General features: G+C 42.7%; 15 protein-coding genes. 6 read left to right on the top strand and 9 right to left on the bottom strand.

The genetic code is table 11. The features are described 5' to 3' along the window. Positions 1 to 90 precede the first annotated feature (90 nt). Positions 91 to 714 (top strand): AmiS/UreI family transporter, encoded by a 624-nt coding sequence (locus IEV52_RS00815; RefSeq protein ID WP_188400649.1) that lies wholly within the window; start codon positions 91 to 93, stop codon positions 712 to 714. Positions 715 to 982: 268 nt separating this feature from the next. Here the strand turns inward: IEV52_RS00815 and speB are convergent, their stop codons facing one another. The 5 genes from speB to IEV52_RS00790 all read right to left on the bottom strand — a co-directional run bounded on the left by speB (position 983) and on the right by IEV52_RS00790 (position 5,925). Further along, a complete protein-coding gene (gene speB, locus IEV52_RS00810) occupies positions 983 to 1,855 on the bottom strand; it encodes an agmatinase (RefSeq protein ID WP_188400648.1) in 873 nt (290 codons plus the stop codon). A gap of 59 nt (positions 1,856 to 1,914) precedes the next feature. Then, positions 1,915 to 2,742 carry a polyamine aminopropyltransferase gene (speE, locus tag IEV52_RS00805; RefSeq protein WP_188400647.1) on the bottom strand — a complete coding sequence of 276 codons (828 nt, stop codon included), beginning with the start codon at positions 2,740 to 2,742 and terminating at the stop codon, positions 1,915 to 1,917. A gap of 118 nt (positions 2,743 to 2,860) precedes the next feature. Next, positions 2,861 to 3,184 (bottom strand): hypothetical protein, encoded by a 324-nt coding sequence (locus IEV52_RS00800; protein WP_188400646.1) that lies wholly within the window; start codon positions 3,182 to 3,184, stop codon positions 2,861 to 2,863. 190 nt (positions 3,185 to 3,374) lie between these two features. Beyond that, positions 3,375 to 4,214, bottom strand: coding sequence for an alpha/beta fold macrolide esterase (gene mle, locus IEV52_RS00795; RefSeq protein ID WP_188400645.1), 840 nt, complete (start codon positions 4,212 to 4,214; stop codon positions 3,375 to 3,377). A gap of 424 nt (positions 4,215 to 4,638) precedes the next feature. Continuing rightward, positions 4,639 to 5,925, bottom strand: a complete 1,287-nt coding sequence (locus IEV52_RS00790; protein ID WP_188400644.1) for an amidohydrolase — start codon at positions 5,923 to 5,925, stop codon at positions 4,639 to 4,641. 117 nt (positions 5,926 to 6,042) lie between these two features. Between IEV52_RS00790 and IEV52_RS00785 the strand changes: the two genes are divergently transcribed. Beyond that, positions 6,043 to 8,106, top strand: a complete 2,064-nt coding sequence (locus tag IEV52_RS00785; RefSeq protein ID WP_188400643.1) for a transglycosylase domain-containing protein — start codon at positions 6,043 to 6,045, stop codon at positions 8,104 to 8,106. Positions 8,107 to 8,487: 381 nt separating this feature from the next. On the opposite strand, the gene IEV52_RS00780 is transcribed toward IEV52_RS00785, so the two are convergent. After that, positions 8,488 to 9,027, bottom strand: a complete 540-nt coding sequence (locus tag IEV52_RS00780) for a YwhD family protein (protein ID WP_188400642.1) — start codon at positions 9,025 to 9,027, stop codon at positions 8,488 to 8,490. A 160-nt stretch (positions 9,028 to 9,187) separates the two neighbouring features. On the opposite strand from IEV52_RS00780, the gene IEV52_RS00775 reads away from it, so the two are divergent. Further along, entirely contained in the window at positions 9,188 to 10,504 is a 1,317-nt protein-coding gene (locus IEV52_RS00775; protein WP_188400641.1) for an NCS2 family permease, read from the top strand. A gap of 231 nt (positions 10,505 to 10,735) precedes the next feature. Here IEV52_RS00775 and IEV52_RS00770 read toward each other — a convergent pair whose 3' ends face one another. Continuing rightward, positions 10,736 to 11,176 carry an immunoglobulin-like domain-containing protein gene (locus IEV52_RS00770; protein ID WP_188400640.1) on the bottom strand — a complete coding sequence of 147 codons (441 nt, stop codon included), beginning with the start codon at positions 11,174 to 11,176 and terminating at the stop codon, positions 10,736 to 10,738. 110 nt (positions 11,177 to 11,286) lie between these two features. Between IEV52_RS00770 and IEV52_RS00765 the strand changes: the two genes are divergently transcribed. Continuing rightward, positions 11,287 to 11,496: a hypothetical protein gene (locus IEV52_RS00765; RefSeq protein ID WP_188400639.1), complete on the top strand. Its 210-nt coding sequence runs from the start codon at positions 11,287 to 11,289 to the stop codon at positions 11,494 to 11,496. 46 nt (positions 11,497 to 11,542) lie between these two features. On the opposite strand, the gene IEV52_RS00760 is transcribed toward IEV52_RS00765, so the two are convergent. Both IEV52_RS00760 and IEV52_RS00755 read right to left on the bottom strand, forming a co-directional pair. After that, positions 11,543 to 12,046, bottom strand: coding sequence for a YwgA family protein (locus IEV52_RS00760; protein WP_188400638.1), 504 nt, complete (start codon positions 12,044 to 12,046; stop codon positions 11,543 to 11,545). A gap of 37 nt (positions 12,047 to 12,083) precedes the next feature. Continuing rightward, complete coding sequence (locus IEV52_RS00755) at positions 12,084 to 13,367, bottom strand: HD domain-containing protein (RefSeq protein ID WP_188400637.1); 1,284 nt, start codon at positions 13,365 to 13,367, stop codon at positions 12,084 to 12,086. A 314-nt stretch (positions 13,368 to 13,681) separates the two neighbouring features. Here IEV52_RS00755 and IEV52_RS00750 point away from each other — a divergent pair, with 314 nt between their 5' ends. Together IEV52_RS00750 and lipL are read left to right on the top strand one after the other, a co-directional pair. Beyond that, on the top strand, positions 13,682 to 14,482 hold the full coding sequence (locus IEV52_RS00750; protein WP_188400636.1) for a class I SAM-dependent methyltransferase: 801 nt from the start codon (positions 13,682 to 13,684) through the stop codon (positions 14,480 to 14,482). Further along, complete coding sequence (lipL, locus tag IEV52_RS00745) at positions 14,482 to 15,315, top strand: octanoyl-[GcvH]:protein N-octanoyltransferase (RefSeq protein ID WP_188400635.1); 834 nt, start codon at positions 14,482 to 14,484, stop codon at positions 15,313 to 15,315. Before IEV52_RS00750 ends, lipL begins: the two co-directional genes overlap by 1 nt. The last annotated feature ends 104 nt before the right edge of the window (positions 15,316 to 15,419 follow it).

Here is a 15,419-nt window from a genome sequence, read left to right as displayed (position 1 = left end):
AAATTTACTATATTTGATTAATGTAGGAGGTCAGACCTCTTCTAGTGATAAATTGTCAAATCATTCTACAACGTAATGAGGGTATAAATAATGGGTGCTATAGGATTATTATTTTCCGGAGGAGCTTTATTTCTAAACAGCTTGATGCTGCTTGGTAAAGCCGAAGAAAAAAGTGTCGCGTTTTTTAATATACTAGTGGGTTTGCTGCAAGTGATCACACCGGTCTACTTAATCATCACATCTGATCAATCTAACTGGTCGATGTTCAATAATGGTGCGGTATTCTTATTTGGCTTCACATACCTCTATCTAGGGGCAACGATCTTAAAAGGCTTTGATTCCAGCGGGCTTGGCTGGTATTCGTTGTGGGTAGCAATGATGGCCATCGTCTACGCACTTGTCTTTTACGTACAAGAAAATGACATGGTAAATGCGCTGATCTGGGTCATGTGGGCGTTTCTGTGGTTTCTGTTCTTCTTGTCTTCTGCACTAAAAAAACCTTATGAAGCCTATATTGGAAGAGTGGCTTTTGTGCAGTCTTGGGTAACCTTAACACTGCCATCATTATTCATGCTGCTCGATATGTGGCCGATCGCAAAGCTTCAGCAGATTTGGACATATGTTTGTGTGGCATCGATGGTTTATTTTGTAGTGGAAGCTCTTTTATTTGTTAAATCAACTAAAAAAGAAGAATTGCTTCAAGAAATAGTCTAAAAAAAGACCGGTCTCTAATGAGATCGGTCTTTTTATGCATCAGAAGTAGCTTCAAATCCACTATGGATTTAATGGGAGTTGCCTAAATAAAGTCTAAATGAAGATGAATTAAGTCTAATTAATAAAAATTCGGTCTAAATTAACTCTAATTAAGTCTAAAATGAAAAAATTAGGTCATTCTACAATTTTCGACACTCATCCATCAAAAAACCACATAAAAAAAACCCTGTACAACAGCAAAAAGCTATCATACAGGGGCTTCGTTATATTACTTTACCCAGCCTAGCAGAATTTCGCGAAGGAATTTGCTTGCTGCGATCGGCGTTTGTTCTGAGTGATCATAGATTGGAGCTACTTCTACTAAGTCTGCTCCGATAATGTTGATGTCAGCCTTTGCGATCAATTGAATCGCTTCAAGAAGCTCTTTGGACGTGATTCCACCTGCTTCTGCTGTTCCAGTTCCGGGAGCTGCAGATGGATCAAGTACATCGATATCGATCGTTACATACACGTTGCGGCCTTTTAATGTAGGAAGCACTTCTTTTAAAGGTTCGGCCACATCAAATTTGTACATGTGCATGCCGCTCGTTTTTGCGAATTCAAACTCTTCACGCATTCCGGAACGGATGCCAAATGAATACACGTTTTCTGCTCCGATCAGATCACAAACTTTACGGATCGGTGTGGAGTGAGAAAGCACTTCCCCTTCATACTGTTCGCGAAGATCAGCATGAGCATCAATATGAATAACCACAAAGTCATCATATTTTTGCTTTAATGCTTTAAAAACAGGCCAAGTGACAAGATGCTCTCCACCCATTCCAAGCGGAAACTTGTTGTCGTTCAACAATGTTGAAACATACTCTTCAATCATATCGAGTGAACGCTGCGGGTTTCCGAACGGCAATGGAATATCACCTGCATCAAAGTAGTTCACTTCTTCAAGATGCTTGTCCATATACGGGCTGTATTCTTCAAGTCCCAATGACGCCTCACGAATACGGGCAGGGCCGAAACGGCTTCCCGGACGGAATGAAACCGTCCAGTCCATCGGCATTCCGTAAAGGACAGCATCCGCAGTCTTATAATCAGGTTTGCTTAAAATAAACACATTTCCAGAATAGGCTTCATCAAAACGCATGGTTATTACACTCCTTTATGTAAAATGCGGGGAGCTTAACACCAAGCTCCCCTCACTTCTTATTTCAATAGGTCACTCACGAACTTCGGCAACGCAAATGCTGCAGTGTGAAGCTGCGGTGTCCAATATTTAGTTTCGATCTCGTGGAAACGATCAGCAGGTACTTCTAATGGATCATGCTTTTTAGAACCAATCGTGAACGTCCAAAGACCGCTTGGATAAGTTGGGATGTTTGCTGTGTATAGTCGCGTGATCGGGAAGATCTCACTTACGTCACTAAATACTTGAGAGATCAACTCAGGTGTGAACCAAGGATTGTCCGTTTGTGCAACAAAGATTCCGTCTTCTTTAAGTGCTTTAGAGATTCCTTCATAGAATCCTTTTTCAAATAGTTTAGCAGCTGGTCCAACCGGCTCAGTTGAGTCAACCATGATTACATCGTACTCGTTCTCACTTGTTGCGATATGCATGAATCCGTCATCTACTTTTACTTCAACGCGCGGGTTCTCTAAGTCACCAGCGATTTCAGGCAAGTACTGTTTAGAGTACTCAATTACTTTTCCATCGATCTCAACAAGAACTGCTTTCTCAACAGATGGGTGCTTCAGCACTTCACGGATTACACCGCCGTCTCCCCCGCCTACTACTAATACGTGCTTAGGGTTCGGGTGTGTGAAAAGAGGTACGTGCGCTACCATCTCATGGTAAACGAACTCATCTTTTTGCGTTGTCATAACCATGCCATCTAGGATCAGCATGTTTCCGAATTCTTCTGTTTCTACCATATCCAGCTTTTGAAATTCTGTTTGCTCAGATACGTACGTTTTGTTAATTTTCATCGTAATTCCGAAGTTCTCTGTTTGTTTCTCAGTAAACCAAATGCTCATGAAGGTCTCACTCCTACTATATATTTTGAAATGCCAGGCATCGTTGTTTCGACTTTTTACAAACAAAATGATTATAGCATTCCAAGACCCAAGATTCCAATTCAATTTTATAAGATTTTCAGCCAATATGGATCGACTGCTTCTTAAACATACCACATTCATGTTTCCCTATTCTTACTCTATTATAAATAGGACATTTACCCTGTTTATTTCGGCAGACTATTCTGACGATAAAAGTGGTATAATGAAGGTAGCGTTCAGAAGGACAGACGGTCGGCGCATTCCCTTTTTTAAACTGAAGCTGGACATCTAGCTGGTTTGGCAGCTTACAGTTAAGGGGGGTGATGCCTCTGACGATCTTTGAGGCGTTGATGTTTGCGGTTGCTTTTAGCTCGCTTATCGTTACTGTCCTTACGTCTAAAAATAAATAGGCCTCTGTCACACGTGTAAAGGCACCCGGGTTCTCGTCCAGATAGCCCGGCCTCGCTTTACCGGCTCGTGTGTCCCTTCTGGCGCCCCCGATCGCTCGTGTACTGGCACGGGCGATTTTTAATTTTTTTGCATTTATCTACACTAATAAAGCAGCCCGCGGTCTACCCGCTTTTGGCTGCTTTACTTTTTTTATGATTGTTCTAATGACTTATTTTTATGATTGACTCTATGATCCTTTCCCAGTCTTCTGAATGGATTTCATGCCCTGTTCCTTCTAGCGACACTAATTCTGCATGTGGGATGGCTTTTGCAAGTGCCAGGCCATGTTCAAACTTCAGCGCCGGATCATGTGTTCCGTGGATGATGATCGCAGGCACTCTTATTTCTCCCATACGATCCAGATATTCTTCACCACCACCCAGCAGAACATAATTGAAACGGCTCTGGATCTGCCTGGAGCGGCTAAATTCTCTTTCAGCAAGCCGATACATTCTTTCTTTTTCAAAAGGTTTAGAGCCTGAAAGTGTTTTCCATCCCTCTGCAAGGTAACTGATGGATGCTTCACGGTCTGACCAGTCGATTGAAGCACTCTTTGCATGATAATCCAATATGCTTTGGTCCATCTGCGGAAGTTTCTCCTGTTCCATCCCGAACACACTTGATGCAATGATGGTCAGGCTAAGCACACGCTCCGGATACTTTACTGCCATTATCTGTCCGATCATCCCTCCGAGAGACATGCCTGTAATATGAGCTTTCTCTATCGAGTAGGCATCCAGGATCCCTATGGCATCATCTGCGAGGTCTGTGATCGTATAATTGGATGTTCCCGGTTTGTAAAAAGTTGATTTCCCCAGATCACGATGATCATATCGGATGACGTATCTACCCTGTTCAGCAAGCTGCTGACAAAACTCCTCATCCCACCAGTCCAAGGAAGACATCGCCCCCATAATTAAAAGAACAGCGGGGTCCTTAGGATTTCCGAAACTTTCCGTATAGATATCTACCTGGTTTACTTGTAATAATTGTTGTTTCATGTTTTGGATCCTCCGTGATTTTATTTTCAATCGCCTTTTGTAAGCGCAGTTCAATAATCTCTCAACGGAGTTTTTTGGCCTGCACTTTCAATTATCTATGTTTGATCCACTTGATAATCATGACGTGGCGGCCTCCTTTTCATGAATGGTTATGGGTTCACCCACACATTGATATTATCATATTTTCCTGAATTTAACATATGATTCTTGACCTATTTTAAAGCAGAAGGAACTAAAAAACCGAATGACAGCCAAGCACGAAGTATGGTTCATTTTCAAGTTGCCGCTCGCTCTTGAATATATATCCTTAGCCCTATTCCATATAAAAAAGGGGCTCTTTTCGAGACACCCCTTTTGTAAGATTTTGCACAATCATTATTATGGCTCATAGAACCTCTTGCAAACCGAATTGAACGTTTTGCTCTTAGAGCCTTTTTAGCAGCTCCTTCGTTCGCTCTTTTGCGTTCGCCATCACTTTTTCTTCATCAATCGTGGTTAATTCACGCCCGCGCATCACGATTTCTCCATCAATGATCACTGTATCCACATCTTGTCCGGTTGCAGCATAAACAAGCAAGTTCGCTGGTTCATGGCTCGGAGTCAGATGGAGCTTGTTCATATCCATCAGGATCACATCCGCTTTTTTGCCAACGGTTAACGAACCGACCTCTTCTCCGATTCCAAGGATATCCGCTCCGTTCTGCGTCGCCATCGTCAGTATATCATGTGCGCTAAGTACTGCTGCATCTTCGTACTTTAGCTTCTGGAACCAGCTTGCTGCCTTCATCTCAAAGAAAAGATCGAGCGAACTCGCACTCGCAGGTCCATCCGTCCCTAAACCAACTTTCACCCCTGAATTCAATAGCCGCTTCACATCACTGATCCCGCACCCGAGCTTCGCGTTGCTAACAGGGTTATGAATGATACCGCCTCGAACTGACTGTAACACTTTAAAATCCTCATCATTAAAATGAACACCGTGTGCGAGAAGTACCGGACGCTCGAACACGCCTGCCTGCTCCAGATAATGAACAGGTCTCACTCCGTATTTTTCCTGAATCATCTGCTCTTCATCTTTCGTCTCAGCCAAATGAATGTGCAACGGTACGTTTTTTTCGTTAGATAACCCGACTGCCGCTTTCAAAAAATCAGGCGGGCACATATATGGAGAGTGAGGAGCAATCATCGTCGTGATCCTGCCGTTACCTTTGCCTTGCCAGCGATCAACCACATCTCCCGCTTCCTTTAACCGCCCTTCATAATCTGAATCCATCGCGATGAGTCCTCGCGCGATTACAGAACGAATGCCAGATTCAACCGCTGCTTCTGCCACATGGTCGATTCCTATGTACATATCCGCATAAGACGTTGTTCCGCTCTTAATCATCTCAGCCATGGATAAGAGAGCTCCCCAATAACGATCATCATTGTCCATCTTCATTTCGAGCGGCAGCATCTTTTTGTTAAGCCAAGTCATCAACGTTACATCATCACTATAACAGCGCAATAAAGACATGGGGGTATGCTGATGTCCGTTTACAAGTCCAGGCAGGGCGAGCATTCCTCTTCCATCCAATTTTTCAATCGAATCGTCATATTCAACGCTTCCTATTTTCTCTATTCTTTTGTCTTTAATAAGGATATCTCCGCTATTGGCGATCCACTTTCCATCGTCCGTTACCGTCATATATTGAATGTTTTGTATAAGCATGTTCCGTACCTCCTCTGTCTATCTGCCATTATAGCATTTCGTTCCCTTCTTACGTTTAAGGAGACTCTTTTTTCACCATACTAGATAACAAAATGTTAGTTTTAAGGAGGGCGGATTATGAAGTTTTGGCTGATTTATAAAGAAGCTACGAAACAGCAGAAAATACGCTGGATCAAAAAATGGGGAATCATTGCCTCAGGAAGTTTTGTTTTATCTTTCATAGGCATGTTACTCCTTGCTAAACTCATGGGACCGCCTGCACTGTTCGTTCCGCAAACCACGATCATGTATGCGGCTGACGGATCAAAAATGGGTGAGATCAACAACGGCGGACAGAACAGATACTGGGTTCCGCTTGAGAAAATTGATAAAGATTTAATATCCGCCACTATTTCTATTGAAGATAAAAGTTTCTATAAACATAACGGGTTTGATATAAAAAGGATTGCTGGAGCGCTTTTAGCCGATATAAAAGCTGGGGCAAAAGTTCAAGGTGCGAGTACGATCACACAGCAGTATGCCCGAAACCTTTTCCTTACTCACGAAAAGACGTGGCGAAGAAAATTTCAAGAAGCCTTCTACACACTTCGTCTTGAAATGAGTTATTCAAAGGATGAGATATTAGAAGGTTATTTGAACACCATTTATTACGGTCATGGTTCATACGGCATTCAGTCTGCCTCCCGTTATTATTTTGGGAAGAATGCACAAGATCTTACATTGGGTGAAGCTAGTATACTCGCAGGAATTCCGAAAGGCCCAAGCTATTATTCACCGATTCTTCATGAAGAGAACGCGAAGAAACGTCAGGGCATCATTCTTAGTGCTATGGCTGAAGACGGGTCGATAAAAAAGGATGCTGTTAAAGAAGCAGTTTCAGAAAAATTAACGTATGTTCGTGAGGAAGAAGAAGAAATCGCAGCTGTAGCGCCCTATTTTCAGGATGCCGTCATGCGTACCCTTAAGAAGGAACTCAATGTGAATACGAACTCCATACAGTTTGGCGGCCTTCGTATCTATACCACGCTTGATCCTAAAATGCAGGAAGTGGCTGAACATACGATTGAGAATCGAATCATTGATAACAGCAAGATTCAGACCGCATTAGTAGCGATGGATCCGCGCAGCGGTGATGTTAAAGCACTAGTCGGCGGCCGTGACTTTGGGGAGAGCTCGTTCAACCGTGCGCTTCAAGCAAAGCGAGCACCAGGATCAACCTTTAAGCCGTTTTTATACTACACCGCCTTAGAGCACGGCTATACTGCTTCAACTCCGATCAAGTCTGAGCCAACCACATTTGCAATGGGAGACGGAGTGAACGATTATAAGCCAAAAAACTTTAAGAACCGCTACGCCAACGATTTTATAACGATGGCACAGGCGTTAGCTCTGTCGGATAATATTTATGCGGTAAAAACAAATCTTTATTTAGGACCAAAGAAGCTTGTCAAAACAGCTAAGAAATTTGGAATCAAGAGTGAGCTTGCGGGAATTCCTTCTCTGGCTCTCGGTTCTAAGGCAGTTGGCGTGTTAGAACTTACTAACGCATACGGCGTTTTTGCAAATGGCGGAAAAAAGGTAGAACCTGTCTTTATAACGAAGATCACGGATTCAAAAGGCGAGGTGCTCTATAAGCATAAGTATGAAAGCGAACAAGTTATCGATGAGAATAAAGCATTTGTCATGACTGATCTGTTAGCTGGGACGTTTGATGAAAAATTAAATGACTATACAAGCGTAACCGGCTCCAGCATCAACCACTATCTGACGCGTCCGATGGCCGGAAAATCAGGTTCTACGCCGAACGACAGCTGGATGGTCGGTTATGCACCTCAGCTCGTTACAGGAGTTTGGGTAGGGTATGACAACAACGAAGAACTTCACGATGTAAACGACACAGGCTACTCAAAGCGCATCTGGGCTTACTTTATGGAAGAGGCCTTGAAAAACAAACAGATCTTATCTTTTGAACAGCCTGAAGGTGTAACAGCGGTAACTATCAACCCGCAAAACGGCAAACTTGCTACAGACAGCTGCCCGGTAACTCGCATCTCGTATTATGAAAAAGGAACTGAACCGGTTGAGTTTTGTGATGAGCACGGTGCATCGAGTGAAATAAAAGAAAAACTGGAGAAGAAAGAAGAGAAAAAGGGCTTTTTTAAGCGGATTTTTTCTTGGTGAGTAGATAACCCCTGTTGGCACGGTAGCTGGCGGGGTTTTTGTATGAGTTTTTACGAGCCAACACATGACATGAAGTGATAATTCGGCGAAAAATTGCTACAATACGGCGAGTTTGAGAAATAATTCAGCGAGTTTTAGTAATAATACGGCGAGTTTCACCTATATATCGGCGAGTCGACAATATTTTACATAATCTGATATACCCCGCCATGTCCAGTTTCAGGAAAAAATAAAATGCCCGGAGCTCTACTACGGAAGCCCCGGGCACTTTATTGTCCTAGAAACATTGTGTGTACAATGCTAACTACATTTTAATGGAAGTGCTTTCTTGTCACAAGTTTTTTAAAAAATGTTCAAGAAAGGTTCATAACTTTGCCATTTTTATTCCACTAATGCCTTGATTTCGTCACTGGAACGATTAAACATCTCTTCATCGTGCTCTTTAAGGAAGTTTCCGAGTACTCGGCGCGAATTGGCATCCATATCTTCTACGATCACTTTGCCTTTCATGGATTTATCCATGCGGTTCACGTGTTCCGGTAAACTCTTATACCCTCTGCGCGCTTCAACATCCACTTGCATCTCGCATGCAGTTAACCCGAAATAATAAGGACCTTCCGCTTTTCGGTTGATCGTGACCCAAACGAGCCAATACGCTCTTGGGTTAGGGGTATCTTCACGGTTCGGTGTAAACTTGATGCGCTTTTCCACATCACTTCTTGCATGCATGGCCCCCATATCAATATAAGCAACAGCATCATCTACATCAACGATAACAGGTGTTACATGATCGAGCGTTAAACTCCCAACGCCATATCCGCCATGACCATCAGTTGAGTCACCGCTAATAATGGTAAAGCCCATCCCTTTTTTCTTTTTATCAGCATCTTTGCTGTTGTTGGAATTGAAAAAATCTTTCATGCTTCCAGCTCCTCTAACATTCATCTTACAACGTATTGTATCACAAATCATAAAAAACTCTTAGAAGGAAACTTTCTAGATAATTGTTGAAATGTCCCTTAAAAACGAATATTATATAGAATGTGTTTATTAAATGTTCGTATTTTGGAGGTTTTCACTCATGCTTTCATCCTTTTTTAAATTAAAAGAACTTGGTACGACCGTTAAAACAGAAATTTTAGCAGGGATCACTACTTTCTTAACGATGGTTTACATCGTAGTAATCAACCCGATCATCTTACATTCTGCCGGCGTTCCTTTTGATACGGTATTCATGGCTACAATCATAGCTACTGTAGTCGGAACACTTTGGATGGCGCTTTTAGCTAACTATCCAATCGCTATCGCTCCCGGTATGGGATTGAACGCGTATTTTGCGTTTTCCGTTGTTGGAAACAACGAAAACATCGATTACCGTATCGCGTTCGGTGCTGTTTTTGTTGCAGGTATCCTTTTTGTTATTCTATCGTTAACGCCGTTTCGTGAAAAATTGATCGAATCCATCCCTGCAAACTTAAAGCATGGAATTACAGCCGGAATCGGACTTTTTATCGCATTTATCGGATTGCGCTTAACAAAAATTATCGTTGCACATCCAGATAACCTAGTCACACTTGGAGATATGCATTCTCCTACAGTATTGCTTGCTCTTGCAGGTCTTGCGATCACACTGATCCTAATGGGACTTAACGTGAACGGTGCATTGTTCTTCGGGATGATCATCACAGGTACGATTGCATACTTCACGGGTCATTTAACGTTTAAAGACGGATTCGTGTCTACACCTAACTTACCAACAGAACTATTCATCTTTGGTGATCCGATCACCGCGTTTGCGGATGTGTTCCAATATGGTTTATATGCGGTTGTATTTTCCTTCTTGCTTGTAACGATTTTTGATACAACAGGAACGATGGTTGGTGTTGCAGAACAAGCGGGACTGATGAAAGGCAAAAAGATGCCTCGCGCACGCCAAGCACTTCTCGCAGATTCTGTAGCAACTACGGTTGGCGCCGCATTTGGTACGAGCCCAACGAGTGCTTATATTGAATCTTCTTCAGGTGTTGCTGCCGGTGGACGTTCAGGCTTAACTTCTGTAGTTGTTGCGGTATTATTTGTTGCCGCTGCGTTCTTCTCACCGCTTGTTGGTGCGATCTCAGGACTAGCAGCCATCACAGCACCAACACTGATTATTGTTGGAAGCTTAATGCTAGGATCTCTTAGCAAGATCAACTGGAACGAACTTGATGAAGCGTTCCCGGCGTTTCTAATCATTTTAACGATGCCACTGACATCTAGTATCGCAACAGGAATCGCACTTGGATTCATTTCGTATCCGATTCTAAAAATCGTTAAAGGAAAGTATCGTGAGGTTCCATTCTTAGTATATTTATTCGCGGTATTGTTCTTCTATCAGCTGGCATTCTTACCTCATTAATAAATAATGAAAAAAGACCGGTCAACCCTAAATTCAGGGGCTGTAACCGGTCTTTTGTTTTTGCTTACATTCATTTTTGTGAAAGCTAACTGTAGATGAAAAGGTTGATTGAAACGGAAGGTGCGAGACTACGGCTAGGAGCAGCGTGACAGGTGAGACCCACAGGCGCTAATAGGTAGCTCACCTTACCCCTCGCGGAAAGCGAGCATCCTGAAGCAGAAGTCAACTACCCTATTTTTTCTCAAACACAACAGCTACCTTTTCCTTCTTTTCATCCACAAAAAACTCTTTTGAAACACGATATGTTCCTGCATCCTGCCCCTTTAAATCGATCGCCTGATCATAGTTCTCCCCAGCTTTTATCATGATCATCTGCTCGGTGAACATCTGACCGTTATTCACTTTTTCCCATTTGCCATCTTTCCATTTTTCAAGTACGTATGCCGTTCCCGTACCAGCTTCTTGATCCGATGAATTCTTTAGTGTTAAGTTCGCTTCTTCACTGCCCTCTTCAACTTTGACTTCTGCTTTTACACCCGCTGCTTCAGCCGGTATCTCGTTCTTAACTTGAGGTGCCCCGTTCTGTTTGTCCTCTTCTGGCATTGGTTTAGAACCACAAGCGGCAAGGAGAACGAACAGACTTACCATAAGCATAAGCTTCATGTTTTTCATCACTAAGCCCTCCTTTACTTGTTAGTCGTCAGTAAGAATAAAAAGTTTCAGACAAACTGTCGTTTATCGGTTAAAAGGGGTGGATATGCTGATAAAAAGGGGTGCCTGGCATGAAACTTTGGCTTGCTGCTTTTATATTATCGCTATTATTTTTAGGTATTGGAATCGGTTATTACGCAACAAAACTTTACGATAAAAGTATTGCAAAGGGTTTTTTCACAACGCTGCTCGCTATCATTATTCCCTTTTGTTTGTTTATGGGCTTCATCTATCTTTATGGCCTTTATAATCACGGTAATCCTCTGCAATTTAAATGGTAAACAAAAACCTGTTCTTAGGCTGGGTTGGCCCTCAAACAGGTTTTTTTTATTGGACTTGGAGTTTTAATGTTTCAATATAAGCAAAAGCTTCTTCCATCTCTTCTTCCGAATACTTTTGTTTCGCCTTTACCGTCTGAACTTTTTCTTTGATCTCGTCTCTCTCAAGCTTTTCAAAGTACATGATCGTGGAAACAAGCTCTAAGAAACGTGATGACTGCTCATTCATGGAACGAACACAATTCCCTAGCATGTCAATCTCTGCGCCATATGTGGACAGCAGCTTCTGCCCTTCATCATTCACAGCATATCTGTATTGCGAATACCCGCTCACCTTTTCTTTTACTTCATGGATGTAGCCCATGTTGCAAAGCTCTTCGATTTTTAACGTCAATTCCTCTGAATAAGGCCCGTAAAAGTGAAACTGATACTTTTCTTGAAAAGGAAAGTTCAACTTTTTCGCGATATAAACCATCTTTTGAAGCTTTTTTCGGCCAACCACTTCCCCGGCTTCCTGAATCAAAGTGACAACCTTTAAATGATCCTCAAACACAGTACGTTCCCCCTAACATCCTTTTTCGTGCAAAGTTCTATCTATGTAAGATCTCTTTTATTTTACTTTTAAGCGCTTCATCTTCAATAGCTTCAATTAGATCGAGCGGATAATACAGCTTATGATCGGTACGGCGTTTTCCTGAAATCGCCTCAACCACGTCTGATTCTCTCGAGAGCTCACGAATGTCGCCATTAGGCTTCAATAGATTAATCGGCAGACGCTCTTCTTTTTCACCTGGACGGTAAAAATCGTATGGCAGATCAGAAGATGAGTCCACTACTAAATAATATTTCGGATTTATTCCTGCTTCTGTAAAGTAGCCCGAAAGCAGATGGCCGTCCGTAAACGAAACCATTTCCGTATATTTAAATAATTTCCGGTCAATAAACCGCTGGCACAAATCACTAAGGATTGCATCTTCTTCATCCATCCAGCCTTGAAAATAGTAATGAATGACACCCTCATCAAGCGAGATGTAATCCTGAAGTGAAACATTTCCGTCAAACAGCGTTTTAAAGTGAGAGATATCTCTTTTGAATGTATACCCTGTTTCATAGAGTTCTTTCGCTCTATGCAGAATTTTGCTTAAAATTACTTCAGCACTTCGAGTTACAGGGTGAAAGTAAACCTGCCAATACATCTGGTAACGGCTCATAATATAATCTTCAACTGCATGCATACCACTGGATTTAATGACAACGCCATCCTCAGTAGGACGCATCACACGGAGTATGCGCTCGATATCGAAGTTTCCGTAGCTCACACCCGTGAAATAAGCGTCCCTCAACAGATAATCCATTCTGTCTGCATCAATCTGACTTGATATAAGGCTAACGATCAACTTGTCTCGATGTGTTTTTGCGATAACTTCCGCAACCTGTACTGGAAAATCTTCTCCCATCTGCAGGAGGACGTTATGAACTTCTGTATTTCCTAATATAATGTCACGGCTAAATTCTTCATGATCTACCCCAAACACTTTTTCAAACGAGTGAGAGAACGGACCATGTCCGACGTCATGTAAAAGGGCTGCGGATAAAACGAGCAGGCGCTGCTCAGGATCCCACGTTTGTTTTTCTTGAAAAATATCAATGATCCGCCTTGTAATCTCATAAACACCAAGAGAATGGCTAAAACGGCTGTGTTCTGCTCCATGAAATGTTAAGTATGTTGTTCCAAGCTGCCGGATTCTTCGCAGTCTTTGAAACTCTCGCGTACCGATCAGACGCCACATCAGTTCATCACGTACGTGGATATATCGGTGCACCGGGTCTTTAAACACTTTCTCTTCGTGCAACTTTCCTAATGGTTTAGCCATTGAATTTGTCCCTGCTCCTTCTTACAGCATTTATAGGTAAGAGTTCTCGTAAAAAAGAAAAATCCCTTCCTCAAACAACTGGTTGAGAAGGTATTTTCTGTACAAAAATTCATGTTGTGATTAATAGAATATACCCTATTGTATCGTGTTCATAACTTTGAAAACAACCACTATTTTTTTCTAACCCAGCTTCTTTTATATCGGCAGATCGTGATCGACATCCACCATTTTCTTCCCCTTTGCATTTGAGTTATACTAGATAAGGCTTATTACGGAAAAGATAGATTTTATATAGATCGCAGGAGGAACAAATCATGGATCAAGATCGAAGAATAAGAAACGGACAGGCTTGGAGCAACAGCTCTTATCAAGCTTGGGTAAACCGTTTTGGCGTACCTGAAAAAGCAGTTTCTCGAATCCTAAAAGATCCAAAACGCCGGCTCCAGCCATTGGATCAATACGTTGGTGATGTATCCGGAAAAAAGGTGGTAAATCTCTTAGGTTCACACGGGAGTAAGGCTGTCGCACTTTCCCTTCTTGGTGCGGATGCTACAGTGATCGATATCTCTGAATCAAACGCGGCTTATGCCCGTGAACTGGCTGATGCAGCGAATGTTGAGGTCCGCTATGTTGTAGAAGATATTTTAAATCTGCCAGTAGCAGAAATGACAGGCGACTATGATATGGCCTTCATGGAAAATGGCATCTTACACTATTTTACAGATCTGAATGCTTATTTCGAAGTTGTTGCAGGTTTGCTTAAGAAAGGCGGAACACTTATTCTTCAAGACTTCCACCCTGTTTCTACAAAACTCATAGAATCTCAAGGCAAGAGCCAAGCGGTAAGAAAGCATAAAGTGACTGGTGATTACTTCAGCGAAGAACTTGTCACAATGGATGTCGCTTACTCCAAATTTTTGCCAGAGCTTCAATACGCAACATCAGAAGAACGCGCACCTTTCCAAGTGCAGATCCGCCAATGGACGCTCGGTGAGATCGTTACCGCGATCGGCTCCCAAGGTCTATGGATCAAACGGCTTGTTGAAGAACCGCACCCAGATGAACTCGACCGAGGCATTCCCAAATCATTCATTATTGTGGCGGAGAAAGTGTAATGGCAGATCATTTATTAAGCCAGCCAGTATGGCGGTTGATCGACCAGTCTGCTCTAGGTCCGACGTTTGATGCACGGCAGTCCTTTGCGACAGATGATACACTTTGCACATCGATAGGAAGCAGTAATTCACCGGCTACCGCACGTACATGGGTCCACCACGACACGATCGTCCTCGGCATACAAGATACACGCCTCCCTCATTTAAAAGAAGGCATCGATTTTTTAGAGTCTAAAGGGTATCGTGTGATCGTAAGGAATTCCGGTGGACTTGCTGTTGTGCTGGATAGCGGTGTGTTGAACATATCGCTGATCCTTCCTGAAAAAGAAAGAACGATTGACATTAATCAGGGGTACGACACGATGACTGCATTAGTGGAAGAGCTGCTTGCACCCTATGATGCAAGGTTTGATGCTTATGAAATCGTAGGTTCTTATTGCCCGGGAAGTTATGATTTAAGCATCGACGGCAAAAAGTTCGCGGGGATTTCTCAGCGGCGTATGCGCGGCGGTGTTGCGGTGCAGATCTATCTTTGCGTAGACGGGAGCGGGTCTGAACGGGCGTCAGTGATCGGAGAGTTTTATAAGCGGGGATTAGCGGGAGAAGAAACAAAATTTCAGTATCCGGTGATCGAGCCTGGCGTTATGGCTAGTTTAGCCGAACTGCTCAGGAGTCAGATTACTGTTGCAGACATTCACGCTTCCCTTTTAAGTGTGCTGCACAAAAATAGTGAGCTTTTTTACAGCGGCCAGCTATCAGCGGAAGAAAGCGAGCTGCTTCCTGGTAATATAAAGAGAATGTGGGATCGAAATGAAAAGGCACTGTCACTTTAGGTGATGGTGTCTTTTGCGGTGGACACATCAAGGCTAAAAATGAACTTTCATGTGATGAAGAGTCATTTTTATGTGATTAGCTTCGTTTTTTATGTGATCTAGCC

Source organism: Fictibacillus barbaricus (assembly GCF_014635025.1).
Taxonomy (GTDB): Bacteria; Bacillota; Bacilli; order Bacillales; family Fictibacillaceae; genus Fictibacillus; species Fictibacillus barbaricus.
This window is presented reverse-complemented; position numbering and strand designations above follow the sequence as displayed.

Excerpts from the sequence above, each read along its gene's own strand:
- IEV52_RS00815 (WP_188400649.1), top strand. The coding sequence starts at position 91 with ATGGGTGCTATAGGATTATTATTTTCCGGAGGAGCTTTATTTCTAAAC.
- speB (WP_188400648.1), bottom strand. The coding sequence starts at position 1,855 with ATGCGTTTTGATGAAGCCTATTCTGGAAATGTGTTTATTTTAAGCAAA.
- speE (WP_188400647.1), bottom strand. The coding sequence starts at position 2,742 with ATGAGCATTTGGTTTACTGAGAAACAAACAGAGAACTTCGGAATTACG.
- mle (WP_188400645.1), bottom strand. The coding sequence starts at position 4,214 with ATGAAACAACAATTATTACAAGTAAACCAGGTAGATATCTATACGGAA.
- IEV52_RS00790 (WP_188400644.1), bottom strand. The coding sequence starts at position 5,925 with ATGCTTATACAAAACATTCAATATATGACGGTAACGGACGATGGAAAG.
- IEV52_RS00785 (WP_188400643.1), top strand. The coding sequence starts at position 6,043 with ATGAAGTTTTGGCTGATTTATAAAGAAGCTACGAAACAGCAGAAAATA.
- IEV52_RS00780 (WP_188400642.1), bottom strand. The coding sequence starts at position 9,027 with ATGAAAGATTTTTTCAATTCCAACAACAGCAAAGATGCTGATAAAAAG.
- IEV52_RS00775 (WP_188400641.1), top strand. The coding sequence starts at position 9,188 with ATGCTTTCATCCTTTTTTAAATTAAAAGAACTTGGTACGACCGTTAAA.
- IEV52_RS00770 (WP_188400640.1), bottom strand. The coding sequence starts at position 11,176 with ATGAAAAACATGAAGCTTATGCTTATGGTAAGTCTGTTCGTTCTCCTT.
- IEV52_RS00765 (WP_188400639.1), top strand. The coding sequence starts at position 11,287 with ATGAAACTTTGGCTTGCTGCTTTTATATTATCGCTATTATTTTTAGGT.
- IEV52_RS00755 (WP_188400637.1), bottom strand. The coding sequence starts at position 13,367 with ATGGCTAAACCATTAGGAAAGTTGCACGAAGAGAAAGTGTTTAAAGAC.
- IEV52_RS00750 (WP_188400636.1), top strand. The coding sequence starts at position 13,682 with ATGGATCAAGATCGAAGAATAAGAAACGGACAGGCTTGGAGCAACAGC.
- lipL (WP_188400635.1), top strand. The coding sequence starts at position 14,482 with ATGGCAGATCATTTATTAAGCCAGCCAGTATGGCGGTTGATCGACCAG.